This window comes from Aurantivibrio infirmus (assembly GCF_054767315.1).
On sequence record NZ_BAAFSK010000005.1, the window covers coordinates 70,731 to 89,780 of the forward strand.

At 44.2% G+C, this 19,050-nt stretch carries 17 protein-coding genes; 12 read left to right on the top strand and 5 right to left on the bottom strand.

Features of this window, described 5'->3' with window-relative positions; genetic code table 11:
- Nucleotides 1–144: 144 nt before the first annotated feature.
- On the bottom strand, nt 145–2,244 hold the full coding sequence (locus ACYUCY_RS12030) for an outer membrane protein assembly factor BamB family protein (RefSeq protein ID WP_460226747.1): 2,100 nt from the start codon (nt 2,242–2,244) through the stop codon (nt 145–147).
- Between the two features lie 359 nt (nt 2,245–2,603).
- Here ACYUCY_RS12030 and ACYUCY_RS12035 point away from each other — a divergent pair, with 359 nt between their 5' ends.
- Together ACYUCY_RS12035 and recJ are read left to right on the top strand one after the other, a co-directional pair.
- Nucleotides 2,604–3,191, top strand: a complete 588-nt coding sequence (locus ACYUCY_RS12035; RefSeq protein ID WP_460226748.1) for a hypothetical protein — start codon at nt 2,604–2,606, stop codon at nt 3,189–3,191.
- 134 nt (nt 3,192–3,325) lie between these two features.
- Nucleotides 3,326–5,074 carry a single-stranded-DNA-specific exonuclease RecJ gene (recJ, locus tag ACYUCY_RS12040; protein ID WP_460226749.1) on the top strand — a complete coding sequence of 583 codons (1,749 nt, stop codon included), beginning with the start codon at nt 3,326–3,328 and terminating at the stop codon, nt 5,072–5,074.
- Nucleotide 5,075: 1 nt separating this feature from the next.
- Here the strand turns inward: recJ and ACYUCY_RS12045 are convergent, their stop codons facing one another.
- Complete coding sequence (locus ACYUCY_RS12045) at nt 5,076–6,167, bottom strand: glycosyltransferase (protein ID WP_460226750.1); 1,092 nt, start codon at nt 6,165–6,167, stop codon at nt 5,076–5,078.
- A gap of 363 nt (nt 6,168–6,530) precedes the next feature.
- On the opposite strand from ACYUCY_RS12045, the gene ACYUCY_RS12050 reads away from it, so the two are divergent.
- The 3 genes from ACYUCY_RS12050 to ACYUCY_RS12060 all read left to right on the top strand — a co-directional run bounded on the left by ACYUCY_RS12050 (nt 6,531) and on the right by ACYUCY_RS12060 (nt 8,853).
- Nucleotides 6,531–7,064 (top strand): hypothetical protein, encoded by a 534-nt coding sequence (locus ACYUCY_RS12050; RefSeq protein ID WP_460226751.1) that lies wholly within the window; start codon nt 6,531–6,533, stop codon nt 7,062–7,064.
- A 113-nt stretch (nt 7,065–7,177) separates the two neighbouring features.
- Nucleotides 7,178–8,026, top strand: a complete 849-nt coding sequence (bufB, locus tag ACYUCY_RS12055) for an MNIO family bufferin maturase (protein WP_460226752.1) — start codon at nt 7,178–7,180, stop codon at nt 8,024–8,026.
- Nucleotides 8,023–8,853 (top strand): HvfC/BufC family peptide modification chaperone, encoded by an 831-nt coding sequence (locus tag ACYUCY_RS12060; protein ID WP_460226753.1) that lies wholly within the window; start codon nt 8,023–8,025, stop codon nt 8,851–8,853. Before bufB ends, ACYUCY_RS12060 begins: the two co-directional genes overlap by 4 nt.
- 34 nt (nt 8,854–8,887) lie before the next feature.
- Here ACYUCY_RS12060 and ACYUCY_RS12065 read toward each other — a convergent pair whose 3' ends face one another.
- The 3 genes from ACYUCY_RS12065 to ACYUCY_RS12075 form a co-directional block, all read right to left on the bottom strand.
- Entirely contained in the window at nt 8,888–9,487 is a 600-nt protein-coding gene (locus ACYUCY_RS12065; RefSeq protein ID WP_460226754.1) for an arylesterase, read from the bottom strand.
- A gap of 121 nt (nt 9,488–9,608) precedes the next feature.
- A complete protein-coding gene (locus ACYUCY_RS12070) occupies nt 9,609–11,207 on the bottom strand; it encodes an AmpG family muropeptide MFS transporter (protein WP_460226755.1) in 1,599 nt (532 codons plus the stop codon).
- A 94-nt stretch (nt 11,208–11,301) separates the two neighbouring features.
- Nucleotides 11,302–11,625, bottom strand: coding sequence for an MGMT family protein (locus tag ACYUCY_RS12075; RefSeq protein ID WP_460226756.1), 324 nt, complete (start codon nt 11,623–11,625; stop codon nt 11,302–11,304).
- A gap of 199 nt (nt 11,626–11,824) precedes the next feature.
- Here ACYUCY_RS12075 and ACYUCY_RS12080 point away from each other — a divergent pair, with 199 nt between their 5' ends.
- The 7 genes from ACYUCY_RS12080 (at nt 11,825) to ACYUCY_RS12110 (ending at nt 19,048) form a co-directional block, all read left to right on the top strand.
- Nucleotides 11,825–12,313: an FxsA family protein gene (locus tag ACYUCY_RS12080; protein WP_460227079.1), complete on the top strand. Its 489-nt coding sequence runs from the start codon at nt 11,825–11,827 to the stop codon at nt 12,311–12,313.
- 283 nt (nt 12,314–12,596) lie between these two features.
- Nucleotides 12,597–12,887 carry a co-chaperone GroES gene (locus tag ACYUCY_RS12085; RefSeq protein WP_460226757.1) on the top strand — a complete coding sequence of 97 codons (291 nt, stop codon included), beginning with the start codon at nt 12,597–12,599 and terminating at the stop codon, nt 12,885–12,887.
- Between the two features lie 71 nt (nt 12,888–12,958).
- The gene (groL, locus tag ACYUCY_RS12090) at nt 12,959–14,611 is read left to right on the top strand and encodes a chaperonin GroEL (protein WP_460226758.1); all 1,653 of its coding nucleotides are present in this window, start codon (nt 12,959–12,961) and stop codon (nt 14,609–14,611) included.
- 302 nt (nt 14,612–14,913) lie between these two features.
- A complete protein-coding gene (locus tag ACYUCY_RS12095; protein WP_460226759.1) occupies nt 14,914–15,498 on the top strand; it encodes a Fe-Mn family superoxide dismutase in 585 nt (194 codons plus the stop codon).
- Nucleotides 15,499–15,685: 187 nt separating this feature from the next.
- Nucleotides 15,686–16,333 (top strand): urate hydroxylase PuuD, encoded by a 648-nt coding sequence (locus ACYUCY_RS12100; RefSeq protein WP_460226760.1) that lies wholly within the window; start codon nt 15,686–15,688, stop codon nt 16,331–16,333.
- A gap of 364 nt (nt 16,334–16,697) precedes the next feature.
- Nucleotides 16,698–17,468 (top strand): hypothetical protein, encoded by a 771-nt coding sequence (locus ACYUCY_RS12105; protein ID WP_460226761.1) that lies wholly within the window; start codon nt 16,698–16,700, stop codon nt 17,466–17,468.
- 59 nt (nt 17,469–17,527) lie between these two features.
- Nucleotides 17,528–19,048 carry a fumarate hydratase gene (locus ACYUCY_RS12110; protein WP_460226762.1) on the top strand — a complete coding sequence of 507 codons (1,521 nt, stop codon included), beginning with the start codon at nt 17,528–17,530 and terminating at the stop codon, nt 19,046–19,048.
- The last annotated feature ends 2 nt before the right edge of the window (nt 19,049–19,050 follow it).

Consider the following 19,050-nt stretch of genomic DNA (forward strand, 5'->3'; position numbering starts at 1 on the left):
CGCTGTTGTTAGTGATTTAAACACTAGTCTGTTGGTTAGCTTAACCGTGAAGAAGAGCTAATTCATTTAATCGGGAATAAAAAAACCGCATGTCTCTTTTGAGGCATGCGGTTTTGGTATCAAGGAGTATTCGAATTTGGCGTTTTAGTGGCCTCCAGATTCCTCAGCAGCATTTGGATCTGGTATTGCTACGGCGGTAAGTTTGCCACCGGTTTGCAGCATTACATACTGTCGACCGTCATGCACATAAGTCATCATGCCGTAGCGACTGCCCGCAGGGACGGGTACTTTGCCAAGTTGTTTGCCGGTCTTTTTGTCGATAGCGAACAAATGTGGGCTGCCGTCTGAGGCGTCACCCGCATAGATCAACAAATTCTTGGTAACAGTCATTGGCGCAACGCGACCAGTTCCAGTATCGCCAACATCAACACCCTTAACAGCTGGGTTGTTTTTAATGCGATCAGGGGTCTCTCCCACCGGAATGTACCAAAGGTGCTCACCAGTGTTCATGTCAATCGCAGTGATTCGGCTATAAGGAGGCTTGAACAGAGGCAAGCCAGCGGGACCCCGAACACCTTGACCACGCAATACAGCGTATTGAGAAATCGTACTACCTGTAGTGTTTTTCAGGATCGCATCGCGCTCTTCACCGGGGGCAATTATGCGTGAGGTGCAGCCTTTGCGAGATGTGACATACAAAATACCGGTCTCTGGGTCTGCAGCAGCGGGGCCATCAATGTTTACTCCACCGACATCACCTGGACACCACAAAGAGCCTTTTTTACCCATATCGTTGTCGCGATGTAAGGGCGGGGTAAAGAGTGGGCCAATTTCATAGTCAGAGATTGCTTCAATAGCTTGCGCACGCAACTCGGGCGTGTAATCAACTAAATCGTCATGGGTCAAACCCTGCATGTCGTAGGCCGCTGGTTTGGTGGGAAAGGGCTGAGTTTTTGCCAGCTTCTCTCCTGGTACCTTAGACGCAGGAACAGGCTTCTCTTCAAATGGCCAGAGCGGCTCACCAGTTTCTCGGTTAAAGGCATAAGCAAAGGCCTGTTTGGTTACCTGAACAACGGCGGGGATTTTCTTGCCGTCTTGGGTAACGTCTAACAAAACTGGAGCCGTTGGAATGTCGTAGTTCCAGATATCGTGATGGACTAACTGGGAGTGCCATACACGCTTACCGGTTTTAACATCCAAGGCGATTAAGCTAGTGCTAAAGAGATTGTCGCCAGGTCGGAAACCGCCGTAAAAATCGACAGTTGCGCCGTTGGTTGGGATGTAGACGATACCTCGTTCAGCATCAGCCGAAAGCGGCGCCCATGAGGAAATATCACCAGTCCACTTCCAGGCATCGTTTTCCCACGTTTCATGGCCAAACTCACCAGGTCCAGGAAGTACATTGAATTTCCAGAGGAATTTCCCAGTTTTTGCGTCATAGCCAAGGATGTCGCCAGGGATATTCTCAATTCGAGACTGGTTGTAGCCTTGTTCCGCTGAGTTGCCGACAACTATCACGTCATTGACAACAATCGGAGGAGAAGATGAAGTGATATAACCTTTTTCTAAAGGAAGACCTTCATAGGGGTCATACTCATGGCCCAGATCTTTTAATAAATCGATGACGCCAGTTTTAGGGAATCCATCAATGGGGACAGGCTCACCAAAATTTTCCAGCGGAGCTCCGGTTTTTGCATCTAGCGCAGTCAGGAAGAATCCAGGACTGATGATGTAAATAACACCACGTCCATTTACCTTGCCGTAAGCAACACCTTTACCGTAATCCTTGCGCATAGAGTATTTGTAGCGCTGGGTCGTGGGTTCACGGTAAGACCAAACTGTTTCGCCGCTTGCAGGGTCGATAGCGACCACATGGCGTCGTTCACCGGCTACGGTATAAAGCATTCCATCAATATAGCTGGGGGTGGATCGACCGCTTCGCGCATTGAAGCTCGCACCATCCCAAACCCAAGCGGTTTCGATTTCGCTAAAGTTTTCTGCGGTAATTTTGTCAGCAGGGGAGTAGCGAGCGTGATCGGCATCACCCCCCAAATGTGTCCACTCAACTGATTCGCCACTAGCGTGATTTGCATGGGCGTCGCTGGTTTGGTCAGCAGCGCCAGATTCCTGGACGGTACAGCTAATAGTCCCAATCAGAACGCCAATCGTTAATGGCATCCAACGGAATAATCTGGATGAGCCAGACTGTCCCGGTGGGACACCTAGGGTGTGTTTAGTCTTCATTCTTAACTTCTCCTCGGAGGGTAGAGCTTGCTTTTACCAACATAAGTTTCAAATGCTAAAAGTTGAAGAAACTCCATCTCGCGCATGTCACTTTGTTAGCTTTATCTTTTTTGGATTTATCGTCTGTGTTCGCAACGCACCGGGTTCATAGAAGCGAATATTATTAATAAGCGGTAGAGTCGATCGAGATATAGGTTGCTAATTATTGTCTATGTCCGGCGAGGCCGAGTCTATCCCGTTGTGCGGTTTAAGTACAGAGTTTGCACAGCGAACTTGCTTACTGTGGTTAGCGATAATGGGCCGATGGATGTTATTATCCTGCGTCGTACTTTTACTTTGCTTTTAAGCGTGAAATTTTTATGAGAACTCTCTTGATGTGTAAATTTTTGTTAGCGACCACCTTCGTTTTGTTTTCGATTTCTTGTGTGGCAGGCGATGCTGTAACGATCGACTATAACTATACGAAAAACCATGGCGTGGATTTCAGCACGTCTAGCCGTGGCAGTTTAAAAATTGAAAATTTCACTGATCAACGAGGCCAAGGGGCGGACCTTATTACCGAAATACTAAATGGTGATAATGTTGAGCGCTATAAAGCGCAGCATGCGCTAGCCAGTATTTTCCAAGACGCATTTGTACAAGCATTCGAAAAAGGCAATGCGAAACTAGTAGAGTCTGGTGAGACGCTCAGATTACTAGGGGAAATCGTCGAAGTGAAAGGTAATGTAAAAGGCGAGGGAATTGAATCTAAATTTGAATTAACAGTGAGATTAAAAATCGCTTTATTTAATACCAACAACAATAAAAAACTATGGGAAAACACTTTGTTCAGTAAAGCAAGTTCGTCTCAATCAGAAGGTATTGGGGCGGCACTTACTATCGTTATGGATAAATTGATTGAAGAGCTTATGTATGACGATTATTTCTTGATAGAAATAGCCGGTTAAATCCAACTAAAATTCTGCTGTAATTTTTCTGTGAAATTTACGCGTTCACATTGAACTTTATTTTAATAACAGCAATGCCGATTTTTATTTCTTAAAATGTATCGCATATTCGACTAGTGTCGACCAGTGAGCCCATGTCATTTTCAACCAAGAAAATTATTCAACGCCGAACCTTTGATTCCTCAAAAGCTAAATTTACTAAACCCTTAGCCCCTGTCTTAGAGCGTATCCTTGTTGCCAGGGAAGTGTATTCCGACAATGAGATCGAGATGCGTCTCGAATATTTATTAAAGCCAGATAGCCTTAAAGGTTTGGATGCGGCGATTACTTTATTGCTGGAGGCAGTGACTCAGCAGCAGCGTGTTCTTATCGTAGGTGATTTTGATGCTGATGGCGCAACTAGCTGTGCGTTATCGGTGTTGGTGTTGCGGGAAATGGGTTTGCAAACTGTCGATTATCTAGTGCCCAATCGATTTGACTATGGTTATGGTTTGACGCCAGAAATAGTTGCTGTTGCCGCAGGTGGAAAACCTGATCTTCTAATTACGGTTGATAACGGGATTTCAAGTATTGAGGGAGTTGCCGAAGCTCAACGGCGCGGCATAAAGGTTATCGTGACCGATCATCACCTTCCTGGTGATGTGCTTCCAGCAGCCGATGCAATCATAAACCCCAATCAGGGCAATTGTTCTTTTCCAAGTAAAAATCTCGCTGGCGTCGGCGTAATTTTTTATGTGATGGTGAGTTTGCGAGCTGCGCTAAGAGAAATAAACTGGTTTAAAGACAATAATATTCGTGAACCTAATTTGGGGGATTATTTAGATTTGGTAGCGGTGGGAACGGTTGCCGACGTCGTCCCGCTAGATTTTAATAACCGCGTTTTAGTGCAACAAGGCCTGCAACGAATTCGTTCGGGAAAAGGACGAGTTGGAATCATGGCCTTGTTAGATATTGCGGGTCGACGTTTTTCAAACATCGTCGCCTCGGATTTGGGCTTCGTTGTTGGTCCGCGTTTAAATGCAGCAGGGCGTCTCGATGATATCTCCCTTGGTATTCAGTGTTTGTTGTGTGACAGCGCAAACTTGGCAAAAGAAATGGCTTTGGAGTTGGATGATTTAAATCGAGATCGCAAAGCGATCGAAAGCGGTATGCAAGATGAAGCCATCAAGTCATTAAATGATTTACAACTCGATGATGAATCTGAATTACCTTGGGGTTTGTGTCTTTACGATTCGAATTGGCATCAGGGTGTCATTGGAATTTTAGCGTCGAGAATAAAAGATAGAGTGCATCGCCCGGTGATCGCTTTTGCGGATGCCGACAGCGGCGAAATAAAAGGGTCCGCCCGCTCTATTGAAGGGCTGCATATTCGCGATGCCCTTGATGATGTCGCGACAGGAAATTCCGGCTTGCTGAAAAAATTTGGCGGCCACGCCATGGCGGCGGGTTTGTCTTTAGAAAAAAATAAATTAGAAGAGTTTAAAGTAGCCTTTGATCAAGTTGTTCATGATCGACTGCGAGAACAAGATTTGGAGGCGCAAATCCTGAGCGATGGCGAACTGGCAGAGGATGAATTATCTATGACCTTGGCGCAAACATTGCGCGACGCTGGTCCATGGGGGCAACACTTTCCGGAACCACTATTTGATGGTGAGTTTTATGTTATTCAGCAGCGTTTGGTCGGCGAGAAGCATTTAAAGATGATTGTCAGCACCAAAGAAAAAAGCCAGATAATTTTTGACGCGATAGCCTTTAATGTCGATCTATCTGAATGGCCAAATCCAAATGCGAAGCGAGTCAAATTCGCTTACCGTTTAGATGTTAATGAATTTCGCGGCAAGCGTAATTTGCAATTGATGGTAAGTTATTTGGAGGCTGTGTAGATCAATCGTCTTTAATGAATAAGTCGAGAATGAAAAAAACAGGGCCAAGAATCAACATATACCAACAAAAAACAAATACTGTAGTCATGCTGTTGAAAATCACGTTGCAAATGAGTGGCTTGATAAAGCGATCATGAAATTCTGTAGCCGGGTAGCGCATTGGGCCAAGAGAGTTTCGGCGACTTACATCAACATAAAAGAACATCTGCCAGGAATTTTCTCTCACGTACTTGCCGACCTTATACCATTGAATAATTGAGCGACGTAAGCCCAAGTCTTTAGCAAGCATTAACCAAATTGCTTTAAAGAAAGGTGTGAGTTTTAGCTTTTTGGTTTCACTTTGTTCCGGATATACTTCTCGCGCTCGAATAAAAAACTCGTGAGTATTTGTCCAATAAAGTCCCATCATTAAGCTCATTAAAATATACCGCCGATGAAAGCCTTCATTTTCAAAACGTCGCCCAGATGTTGTAAGAGTACCTGGTAACACGACCCACTTTCCTGTTTCAAATATTTTTTTGGCAATACGTTGATCTTCTAAAATAGGCATGGATTCATCGTATTCACCCAGTGCATAAAAATATTCCTTTGAGATTAATAAGCCTTGATCGCCGTTAATTGTCTGTGGGCGGTTACATAAAGTTTTTTCTTCGATGAAACGAAACGCTTTGGCATTATTGTTGTGACTGCGTGAGAACTTAAGCGGGAAATGCCCTGCGAGAGGCGTGCGGGGTTTCTTGTCTAGATTGGGGCTTTGATGTTCAAGGTTTTGCTGTTCTTGAAAATAACGAAAAGCATTTGACAAGAATTTAGGGTCTTCAATTGAAGAATCAGCATGCAAAAAAAGCAAATGATTGTAACTAGCTTTGTAAGCACCAGCATTTAATTGCTTAGCTCGACCTCGTTCGGAGCTGAAGACAATGTTTTGGAAGCGTTGAGCGATTGAGGTGGTGTTATCACAAGAGCCTCCATCCGCAACAATGATTTCTAGATTGATATCCTCTTGATCGTCCAACTGTTGAAGTAAACATGGCAGCGTGTTGGCCTCGTTCAAGGTGGGTATGATGACGGATAAATGGGGAATCGTTGACACTTGCGACCTTGTGATAGTTTTATTCGAAGTGATTTTTAATTGCGCATCAAAAACTGTGAGTCTATCTGAACGAGCGAAAATTGAAATCACATGGGAAAAGTATTGTTTGTGAGACCGGTGCAACCAATTAACAATTGCCAACGTATGGTAGCAATTCAAAACATAAGAAATGTATATGAAAGCTTATCCTAGTAGTTTGAGCTTTATTTTTAGCGATCTAGGGTGCGACAAATTGCCGCATTGTATGTTTTTGGCTTGAACTATTTGGTCTGTAAGTCGGATAATTCGACTATTCCAATATTGGTGGACCAGATACCAACCGCTAGGAAAGTATTCCGATCCAGATCATAGAAGAGGTGAGAGATGGCAAAACAACATGATGGTGTTTCATTGGCGACTGCGGCGGCAGCTTTATTGGTCTCGTCTGCGGCAATTTCTCCCAAAGCAGTTGATGCGGCAGAGCCAGCAAGCACACCAGTTAAAGTCAGTTTGTGCCAAGGTTTGCATAGTTGTCATGGCGAGAGTGCCTGCAAGGGCTACGGAAATGACGTAGGCGCGGGTCAGAACAATTGTGGTGGCATGGGATTCGTTAGTTTTAGCAGTGGTAAAGCCGAGTTTTCTGCGCAATTGTGTGAAAAGTTGGGCGGCACACAGGTCGCGGCTAAAGCAATATCAGTCGAAGCGAACACCGCGTCCGACGACGCAATCAAAGTGACTTATTGCGACGATGTGTTTAGTTGTGGCGGTTATAGCGCCTGCAAGGGCAACAGCAATGCAAATTGTGCAGGCAAGAATGGTTGTGGCGGAGAGGGCTATGTGGGCATCTCGACGGGTAAAGTGGCGTTATCAGAAAAATTATGTGAAAAGCTTGGCGGAACTGTTATCAAAAAGCTGTAATATTGCCAGCCATTGTCTTAACCGTTAGGAAGGAAGTCTGCGGCGTATAAATCAAATAACGATTCGGCATCAAATGATATGGTTCGCCGAACTTGGCCGTCGAGGATTTATCTGTGCTTGGGTATGGCGTTGGGCTGCGGTCGGTTCATTACGACTACATATTAAAACATTGGCCAGCGGTTGATTGGTTCGAAGTTATTACCGAAAACTTTTTAGAACCCGGTGGCCGACCCCGCGCATTACTGAGAAAGCTCCGTGAACAATATCCCATCGTATTACACGGCTTGTCTTTTAATCTTGGCTCAAACGAGCCTCTCGATTACGAATACCTCGCTAAGTTAAAAAGTCTAAAAGAAGAGATTCAAGCGGAATGGGTTTCTGATCATTTGTGCTGGACTGGAATCAACGGTTTTACCTCTCACGACTTACTACCCATTTCTTACACCCAAGAAAATCTAGCACTGTGCGCAACGAAGATTCTTGAAATACAGGATTTTTTGCAAACCAATATTGTCATCGAGAACCCAACGACGTACTTGCAATTTCGCTCATCAGAAATGCCGGAGTGGGAGTTTATCAATCGTTTGGTTGAAAAAACTGAGTGTCATGTTTTGCTCGATATCAACAATGTTTTTGTTAGCGGTTTTAATCTTGGTTTTGATGCTAAGGAATATATTGACGCGCTTAATCCTCGCGCGATAAAACAATTTCACATGGCCGGTCATACGGACAATGAAACTCACCTAATTGATACTCATGATCATCCCGTACGCGACGAAGTGTGGGGTTTATATCGGCACGCTTGCGCACGCTTTGGTCCAGTGGCGACCTTGTTAGAGCGCGATGACAAAATACCTGAATTTCCAGAAATGCTAAGGGAGCTGCAACTTGCGCGAGAACTACAAAATCAAGAGTTAACACAGCGTAGTCGACGGTCAAATGAAAAAAGTGGTTCGTTATGAATGCGTCAGAAAATGAACAGCGCTTGTTTTGGCAATGGATAACGCAAAATACTTCTTTTGACGATGACCAAGCGGCAATTAACGATTTGTTTTTGCCGCATTCACATTTGTCTCAATCCGATGCTTTGTCGATTTATAACAATGCTTACCACAGTCGTCTCGTCGACGTATCGAAACAACTTTATCCAATAACCTATCACAGCTTAGGTGATGATGTTTATCGTAGTTTGTGGATCGATTATTTATCAGAATACCCTCCTAAACCGGGCTCCATAAATTTTATTGGCGAAAAGCTGCCAACCTTTCTTTTTGAGCATCAAGAGTTTAGAAAACTGCCCGCACTTGTTGATATCGTAAAATTGGAATGGCTGTTTATCGATTTGTTTGGCAAGGTAGATGAGCCTAGTTATTCCTTGGAGTCTTTACAAGTGCTGCCGGCGGAAGAGTGGCCGCAAACTGTTTGGCGGGCAAAGCAAGACTGGCGTTTGATTTCAAGCATCTATGATTTGCAAAAATATTGGCGCCAAGTACAGGAGTTTTATGTGGATGGTGTCACGGCGGGTAGCGCTGATTTTGCAATAGAAACCTGTACGCAGCCTCAGCGGTATCTAGTCCGTCGTAATGAATTCGATGTACAGTTTGAAGTTGTCAGCGAGCAACAGTGGACTTTTCTGGAGAAGATTAAAGAGGGGAAACAATTCGCTCACATCTGCGATGTGTTAGCACAACAGTTCCCCGATGAAGATGTTGCCAAATTGAGTTTAGAATTGTTGCTGAAAAGTATTGAGTTAAAACTCATAACACTAAGTGAAACAAGCAAGGTTTGATCGTGTGCGCTTGGGATTAATCTTCGATCTTAACTTAAAGAAGCGGTTCTAAATAAGGCCAAATATTGTCCACTAGCATACTTTGTGCTTCGGCTTTGGGGTGAATGCCATCGCTTTGCATGAGTTCAGGTTTTATCGCCACGTCATCCAAAATAAAAGGTACTAAGGGAACGCTAAGCGATTCAGAAATTAATTGGAAAGTGTTAAAAAACTCTTCGGTGTAACGTGACCCATAATTAGGTGGAATTTGAATTCCCACCAATAACACTTTTGCTTCTGCGGCGAGCGATAAGCGAGTAATTTTTTCAAGATTATTTTTTATTACCTTAATAGGGAAGCCACGTAAGCCATCATTGCCGCCGAGTTCAATAAGAACGATATCAGGCTTATGTTGAGACAAAAGCGATTCCGTTCGAGCTAAACCCATTCCGGTTGTATCGCCGCTAACACTTGCATTAACAACAGTAAATTCACCTTGTTGGTTTAATTTTTCGTCGAGCAAAGCCACCCAACCATCTTTAATTTCGATGCCGTAACCAGCACTGATACTATCGCCAATAATAAGTATTGTTTTGGCGTGGGAAGGAAAACTGATTGCAGTAATAATGACAATCGTGAATAGATACTTGAGCATAACTGAATTCCAAAAATTCATATAAATAGTCGAGATAGTATGTTGATCCGACACACTCTAGGCGACAAAGTTGCATCAATAAATGTAACGGCGCAACCATGCTTGCCTTCGGAGTTGCGCATCACCCTTCTTGATTCGATGACTCAAGAGCCGCGATAGTGGGCTTCAATTTGTGTAAGACATATAAGCTTGGGAATACCATTAGTGCCGTGATGACGAAAAACAAAGTCCAGTTACCGTTTAGCCAATTCACCAGAAGTCCGCTGGTGCTGGCAAATAAAGTTCTACCCAGTGTTCCTAGCGACGCTAATAAAGCGTATTGAGACGCGGTAAAGTTTCGATCACAGAGTAGTGAAATTAAAGAGACAACCGCCACGGTCGACCATGCGGCTGCAAAGCCATCAAAAATCACCAAGAAGGCGTATAGCCTTACATCTGGACCAACTTGCGCAATGACAGAAAATAGTAAGTTGGTCGCAGCCATCGCCACACCACTAATAAATAAGCCTTTCACGACACCGAGGCGCATATTTATATAGCCACCGAGTAGCGAACATACAATGGTGACTAATAAGGTCGTTAATTTTGAGTAAAGCGCGATGTCATCTTTACTGAAACCTATCTCAAGGTAAAACTGTAAAGACATTCTGCCGAGAAAAGCTTCACCTATTTTAAACAAAAATATAAACATCAAAATAAGTAGCCCGATACGAACGCCATTTTTCTTGAAAAAATCTTTGAGCGGTTGTACCAAGGTTACGATCATCGCAGCTAAAAATTTCTCAAACGAATTATCGTTTTCAGTGCTGATGCTGTGGTTAAAGTTTCCCGAATCAGGTGTCGTCCAAAGAAATCTGAGTATCGTTACGATTAAGCAGGTTTCAATACACAGGACGAGCAGAGTTATTCCCCACCAGTTTTTTACTTCTTCGATTAATCCCGGAAATCCAATAATCGACCACAGCGCAACTAGTGGAACCGCGCTTACTAAAATGAATAATAAATTACTGCGGGCTCTAGATTGTTCGGAAAATAAAAATAAATATTTGTTTTCGATTTCATGAGGATCTTGCTTTTGATGTTTTACTCTGGGTTTCATCATCACCGTCGGGATCATGACTAACACCATTAGCATTGCCATTAGAGGATAAATGTCTGGCCAATCCCACCCCGGACGGTTTGACAGCCAAATAGGAAATGCTCCAATTCCCGCATAACCCATCCACCAGCCCGCCGTTATCATCGAAGACCCGGCGGTAAGATATTTTTTTTCGGATTCGGGAAAGCTTTCAATTCGGTATGCATCAATAGCAATATCCTGAGTTGCCGCCGCAAAACCAACAACGATGCAAACGATAATCAAGGCGCGTAGGTGAATGTCAGGGGAGAAGTTTGAAGCAATTAAACAACCAAGGACGATGATTGTTTGCATGCTAAGAATCCATGCGCGACGGTTACCAAACAATTTGCCAATTGGGCCGAGGTTGAAACGGTCGAGCATAGGGGCCCAAAGGAAGTTTATAGAGTAAGCAATAAGAATGGCGCCGGCGTAGCCGATCGTGGCGCGATCAATTCCCGACTCCTTGAGCCAGATGGTTAGTCCAGAACTGATTATTACCCAAGGAAAACCTTGCGCAATACCAAGGAAAAAAATAGCAACGATTCGAGGATGAAAATAATATTTAAAATCGCCGAGCCAAGTTGCGCTTGTGTTTGCCAAAATGAAACCCTAATTTCAAATTCCGCACTATAGCATTATTAAAATGACAGTCGCGGAGTTTTTGAGTCGAAGTTATAAATCTATTGAGTTATTTTTAGGGCTGCCAGCCATAAATTTTTAAATTGATTTTGCCATTGATAAACGCAAGCCCTTCTGCTTCCAAGCGCGCTTTTTGTTTTTTACCTCCACCGTCCATTGGTAAGGAAATTTTACCGCTCGCGTTAATGACGCGATGCCAAGGTAGTTTGCTATCTTTAGGTAGTTTTTTAAGCGTCGTACCGACGAGTCTAGCGGCTCTTGCTAATCCAGCTAGTTCGGCAACTTGGCCATAGGTGGATACTTTCCCTTTGGGGATTTGAAAGATAACTTGAAAAATTTTCTCTCGGTGAGAGACAAAACTCTCCGCTTCTTCATTCATTAGCGTTGCTCAATCGCGCATATACTTGAAATAGAAATTGCCAGCAATATTACCGATTTTGCGGCAATCTTTCCCCGTTAAATACCAAGAACCTGGCGGAATTTACGCTTCTTACGTTGTATTCGGTGATTTCAGCCCCCATAGTCTTTGCAAGAGTGAGGAGTCTACCGTGCCCATTGCATTGATAATATTTGTCGTCATGCCCATCGCTGAGATGTGGTTGTTAATTGAAGTTGGTGGTCGTATTGGCGCTTTACCGACTATTGGCTTAGTGCTATTGACCGCGATGGTCGGCTTGGCTCTATTACGTCAACAGGGCACATCGACGCTGGCCAGGGCCAATCAGCGTATGCAAAGTGGTGGAATTCCCGCTCAAGAAATGGCCGAAGGTTTGTTTTTAGCGGTTGGGGGAGCACTACTGCTCACCCCAGGCTTCATTACTGACGCAATTGGCTTTGCCTGTTTAATTCCAGGCTTGCGGCAATGGCTGCTGGCGAGGCTACTTAAGCATTGGCAAGTTGTACAGTTTAAGCGCGGCGGTTCAATGGGCCGAGGCTTTGACCCTTTTGGCGCGAAGCCATCGAATAAGCCATTCGATAGGCCTTTCGATGACCCATTCGACTCTAAAGACTCCAAAAAACGCACTTCTCATACAATTGAGGGTGATTTTCGTCGTGATGACGACTAAATCGTAAAAAATTTAACGATTTCAGTTGAAATATCCCAAACCAACCCCATCATGCCAACACTTGGTTTTTTGAACCTCTCCCCTTAACAGCAATTCGCGAGATGGGGGCGAGCACTAGGGGTGTTCATACTAGACATAATATTAAGTATTAGTTGAACAGATCCTGAGCAAGTTGCCATTCAGGAAGAAGAGATTTGTCTCTTCCAAACGAAGAAGCAAAACAACAATGGGGTATTCCCCGTCATTACATAACTCAAAACGTAAGTTATTGGAGACAAATTCCATGAATATTCGTCCTTTACACGATCGTGTGGTGGTTCGCCGCAAGGAAGAACAAAAAACATCAGCTGGTGGCATCGTGCTGCCGGGTTCAGCGACTGAAAAGCCCAATGAGGGTGAAGTGTTGGCCGTTGGTAATGGCCGTGTACTCGACAACGGTGAAGTCCGTCCTGTCGATGTGAAAAAAGGTGACATCGTTGTGTTTGGCAAATATGCCGGCAGCGACACAATCGAAGTTGATGGTGAAGAACTCATTATCTTGAGTGAGTCCGACATTAAAGCTGTGCTGGTTTAATTCTTTGCGGAGTTAACCCACTGCTTTTTCCATTTCCTAATTTAAGAACATAGACATTAAGGAACATAATCATGGCCGCTAAAGACGTAAAATTTGGTGATGACGCTCGCCAGCGCATGTTGGCTGGTATCAACATTTTGGCAGACGCTGTTAAAACAACACTAGGCCCTAAGGGTCGTAACGTTGTACTCGACAAATCTTTTGGTGCACCTACCGTTACTAAAGATGGTGTTTCCGTAGCGAAGGAAATCGAGTTACAAGATAAATTTGAAAACATGGGCGCACAGATGGCAAAAGAAGTTGCTTCTAAAGCCTCTGACGAAGCCGGTGACGGAACAACAACAGCAACAGTATTGGCACAATCGATTGTCAACGAAGGTTTGAAAGCGGTTGCTGCTGGTATGAATCCAATGGATTTAAAACGCGGAATCGACAAAGCCGTTAAAGCTGCTGTTGAGTACGTGCAATCAATTGCTAAACCATGTGCTGATTCAACGGCAATTGCTCAAGTAGGTACTATTTCTGCGAACAGTGATTCTGACGTTGGTGAAATTATCGCAAACGCGATGGATAAAGTCGGAAAAGAAGGCGTTATCACTGTTGAAGAAGGTTCAGGTTTAGAAAACGAACTCGAAGTTGTTGAAGGTATGCAGTTTGATCGCGGCTACCTCTCTCCTTACTTCATTAACAACCAAGAAAGCATGAGTGCAGAGATGGAATCACCTTTCATCTTATTGGTTGATAAAAAAATCTCAAACATTCGTGAATTACTTCCTTTGCTTGAAGCAGTAGCAAAAGCAGGCAAGCCATTAATGATTATCGCGGAAGATGTTGAAGGCGAAGCTTTAGCTACTCTAGTTGTGAATAACATGCGCGGCATCGTTAAAGTTGCTGCTTGTAAAGCACCTGGTTTTGGTGATCGTCGCAAAGCAATGTTGCAAGACATCGCGATCTTAACCGGTGGTACTGTTATTTCTGAAGAAGTTGGTTTGGATCTTGAGTCAGCTACTTTAGAGCATTTAGGTTCTGCGAAGCGCCTAACAATGACTAAAGAAAATACCACGATTGTTGATGGTGCTGGTGTGGTTAAAGACATCGAAGACCGCGTTAATCAAATTCGCGTTCAAATCGAAGAAGCGACGTCTGATTACGACAAAGAAAAACTTCAAGAGCGTGTTGCCAAACTTGCTGGCGGTGTTGCCGTAATCAAAGTAGGTGCAGCAACCGAAGTAGAAATGAAAGAGAAAAAAGCCCGCGTAGAAGATGCATTGCATGCGACTCGTGCCGCAGTTGAAGAAGGCGTTGTGCCTGGTGGTGGTGCTGCACTAATTCGTGCTGCTGCATCAATTGCTGATTTAGTTGGCGACAACGACGAGCAAACTGCTGGTATTGGAATTGCACGTAAAGCGATGGAAGCGCCGTTGCGACAAATCGTAACTAACGCTGGCGACGAAGCTTCGGTAGTTGCAGACAAAGTACGTCAAGGTGAAGGTTCATTCGGCTACAACGCTGCGACCGGTGAATACGGTGATATGTTGGCAATGGGTATTCTAGATCCGGCTAAAGTAACTCGTACGGCGCTACAGGCGGCGGGTTCTATTGCTGGCTTGATGATTACTACAGAAGCAATGATTGCCGATCTACCTGAAGATAAAGGCGCTGCGGGTGGCATGCCAGATATGGGTGGCATGGGCGGAATGGGTGGCATGGGCGGAATGATGTAAATCTTTTCACCAGAGGTTTTTATCGTTAACACTATTTAAGTGCATGACGATAAAAACCGCACCAAATATACGCTTCAAAACACGGCCCCTACAGTATTAAACGCTAACGGGGCCGTTTTTATTTTTATTGTTTTTGAGTTCGAGTAAGATCATTTTTGGTTAAGCTTTTGTTGATTGATTTTTTTATTGAATCTTGGCGATAAAAACTTGAACTGTAGTGATTAAGCATCGTCTCAATGACTTAGTAATATTGAATTGGTTTGTTTGTTTTTTTGTAATTTGTAAAAGGAGAGTTTTTTATCATGGCAATTGAATTACCCGCACTACCTTATCCACAAGATGCATTGGCGCCACATATTTCGGTCGAAACATTAGAGTTTCATTACGGCAAGCATCACAAAACCTATGTCGATAAATTAAATGGCATGCTACCCGGAACAGATCTAGAGGGGAAAAGCCTGGAAGATATCGTTAAAGCGTCTTCTGGTGGTGTATTTAATAATGCTGCGCAAATTTGGAATCACACGTTTTACTGGAACTCGCTGAGTCCTAACGGCGGTGGTGAAGCAAGTGGTGCAGTAGCCGACGCAATTAATGCAGCCTTTGGATCATTTGCTAAATTCAAAGAAGAGTTTACAAATTCTGCAATTGGTAATTTTGGCAGCGGCTGGACTTGGTTGGTCAAAAAAGCAGATGGCAGCGTGGCGATTGTAAATACTGGAAATGCGGAAACACCGTTAACGGACAGCAGTGTTACCCCGTTGTTGACCGTCGATGTTTGGGAGCATGCGTACTACATTGATTATCGAAATGCGCGTCCTAAATACATGGAAGCATTTTGGGCCTTAGTCAATTGGCAATTTGCTAACGATAATTTTTCAGCTTAAATACCCTTACAGTTAGTATGTCAAAAGCCGAGCGATGCTCGGCTTTTTTGTTTCCGGAATACTAGCGCATTGGGTTTGGTTTTATTTGTCCCGTTTTACTGGTATAAAGCCGGACAGCAACACAACACTCTATGAAGATCACAACAACTTTAATAATAAATCTCAGCTTCAGCTGTAGGGGGTAGACGTGGACACAACGCAAATTATAGATTTCTTCGCTCGTTGGATGCATTTACTATTTGGTATTACCTGGATTGGTTTACTTTACTATTTCAATTTTATTCAAGGTGCCTATTTCAAAGCGGCGGGGCCGGAAGCATTGGCTGATGCGAAAGCAAAACTAGCGCCTAAAGCGCTATGGTGGTTCCGTTGGGGTGCCATGTTTACTTTCTTAACAGGTTTGGTTTTGTTGGGAAAATTAGGCCACGATAAAAACATTGATTACTTCATCGTCGTAGGCGCAACGTTGGGTACTTTGATGTTTTTGAATGTTTGGTTAATTATTTGGCCAAATCAGAAAATTGCACTGGGTATAAAAGAGGGTGATGGTCCTGCAGCGGGAGCTAAGGCTTTGTTGGCATCACGCACTAACACCCTTTTTTCTGGGCCGATGGCTTATGGAATGCTCGCATCCTCACACGGTTTTGGAGGAGGCGCCAACCTACTGTCAAATTCGGGTCCATCGTTAGGATTATGGGTTGCTTTAGGCATTATCGCTTTGCTCCAAATTAACGCGATTGTAGGCAAGCAAGGCCCAATGACTTCGGTGGTTGGTGTGATTCATTGTAGTATTGGATTAACGATTGTCTTGATGGGGATTTTACACTTCGTTTAAATCTTACCGCCCACAAATCAAAAAAGCCGAGAATCACTCTCGGCTTTTTTGTGTCTGAGTCTTGCTGGTCGATCACTAGAAGGCGCTCAGATCACTGAATATTGGCTTCTTATCGGTTAGAATACGGCATTTTTGCGAGGAAGCATTTCCAGGTTGAATATCAATAGATCTTCTAAACTTGGAAGCAGTGACCAAAGCCAATATTTAGAATTACGGATATTGTGGATATAATGCGTCCTTATTTGCGCGCTGGAATCCACCGAATCTCTTAAGGATGTAAGCGGAGCGGCTCGCTAAGATAAGGTTGTTCCGCAACGAAAACCGTTAATCATCTACTACTTCCAAATCAATTGAGGAATAAGACATGGCTGAACGTAAAGAGCCAACTTTGTCGGGTATAAGACCAGAGCGCGACGAAATTCGTAGTGGCGCTCAAAGTGGCGCTCAAAGTAATGCGCAAAGGGCCAGTCGACCACCTGGGGCGCAGCCTCGACAAGGATCTAGGCCTCCTGCATCGAGACCCAGTGGATCTTCACCCCTCGCTTTTGTTGCCATTATTATTGCCTTGCTCGGCGTTGGCGTCGGCGGTTATGGGGTCTGGCAAATGCAAGAGGCGAAAAAAGTTATGCAGTCCGCCGAAGTGCGCATAGTTGAGTTGGAAGCCCGTCTAAACTTATCGAATTCGCAATCAGGTCAGTCCGTTACCCAAATTTTAGAGCGTGTCGATAAAGCCGAAGAGCAATACGATTTGTTATGGGCAAATTACCGCAACCATCGCGATGGTATAGCAGAAAATAAAACGGCGATTACAAAGTTCGACAGTACCTTGAAGACCGCCGCCGCCGATGCAAAAGCCGCTAAGGCCGCATCTGATGAATACAAAAGTAAAATCGCCTCCTTGCAATCAAGAGCGTCGGAACAGCAGCTATTGTTGACGCGAGTTTCAGAAAATAATAGCAACGCTGAAAAACGTTTGCAGCAAGTAGATCAGCTTGCAAAACAATTAGAGACCAAAGTGAACGAAATGGCGGCGACTACCGAGAACAATGAAGAAGCGATTCGAGCGATAGATTCTTTTCGTCGCAGCGCAAACGCCGATATCCAGCAATTAAAACAACGTTTGGGAGCGCCCTAATAGGGAGTTACGTTAATTTTTCTAAACCTAATTAGAACACCAATTTAAAAGAGTTAATTATGCCCACTGTTATTCGCCAGCAAGATTTGATCGATAGCGTTTCAGACGCTCTGCAATTTATTTCTTATTACCACCCCAAAGATTTTATCGATGCGATGAATGATGCTTACGAGCGCGAAGCCAATCCTGCGGCGAAAGATGCAATGGCGCAAATATTAATTAATTCACGTCTTTGTGCGATGGGGCATCGGCCTATTTGCCAGGACACCGGTATTGTTACCGTGTTTGTGACCGTGGGCATGGATGTGCAGTGGGAATCTGAGCTGAGTGTTACCGACATGGTAAACGAGGGCGTTAGACGAGCATATATGTTGCCGGATAATGTATTACGAGCTTCAATTCTTGCCGACCCAGATGGCGCGAGAAAAAATACTGGCGACAACACTCCAGCGATAATTCATTACAACATAGTTCCGGGAAATACCGTTGACGTTCATGTTGCCGCGAAAGGTGGCGGTAGTGAAGCGAAAAGTAAATTTGCTATGTTGAATCCTTCGGACTCCATTGTTGATTGGGTTTTAAAAGTGGTTCCTGAAATGGGTGCTGGTTGGTGCCCACCGGGAATGCTCGGTTTAGGTATTGGTGGTACGGCAGAAAAAGCCATGCAGCTAGCAAAAGAATCCTTGCTTGAACCCGTTGATATTCAAGATTTACAAAAACGTGGTGCAAGTAACCGTGCGGAAGAGTTGCGTTTAGAGCTTTTCGATAAAGTGAATAAATTGGGAATTGGTGCGCAAGGCTTGGGTGGATTAACCACCGTACTCGATATAAAAGTAAAAGATTATCCAACCCACGCGGCGAATAAGCCCGTAGCCTTGATACCTAATTGCGCAGCAACACGCCATGCGCATTTCACATTGGATGGAACTGGCCCCGCATTACAAACGCCACCGAACGTTGATGATTGGCCAAATATTTCTTGGCAAGTGGGTGAAAATGTTCGTCGCGTTAATATGGATACAATTACCAAAGATGACATTCAAGAGTGGCAGCCCGGCGACACCGTTTTGTTGTCAGGGAAAATGTTAACCGGCCGTGACGCCGCGCATAAAAAAATGACCGACTTAATTGCAAAGGGCGAACCTCTACCTGTCGACTTAACAGGCCGTTTCATTTATTACGTTGGGCCAGTTGATCCCGTTCGTGATGAAGTGGTTGGCCCAGCGGGACCAACTACTGCAACGCGAATGGATAAATTTACTCGAACAATGCTAGAGCAAACAGGCTTGCTCGGTATGATCGGCAAGGCAGAACGCGGTCCTCTTGCTATTGAAGCAATTAAAGATAATAAGTCAGTTTATTTAATGGCTGTTGGCGGCGCCGCTTATCTAGTATCGCAAGCAATTAAGTCAGCAAAAGTTGTTGGTTTCCCGGAGCTGGGAATGGAAGCTATTTATGAATTTGACGTAAAAGATATGCCGGTTACTGTAGCGGTCGACGCAAAAGGTGAATCGGTACATCAAACTGGCCCAAAAATATGGAAAGCAAAAATTGAAGAGGGAGTCATTGCAGTTCGTTAAGG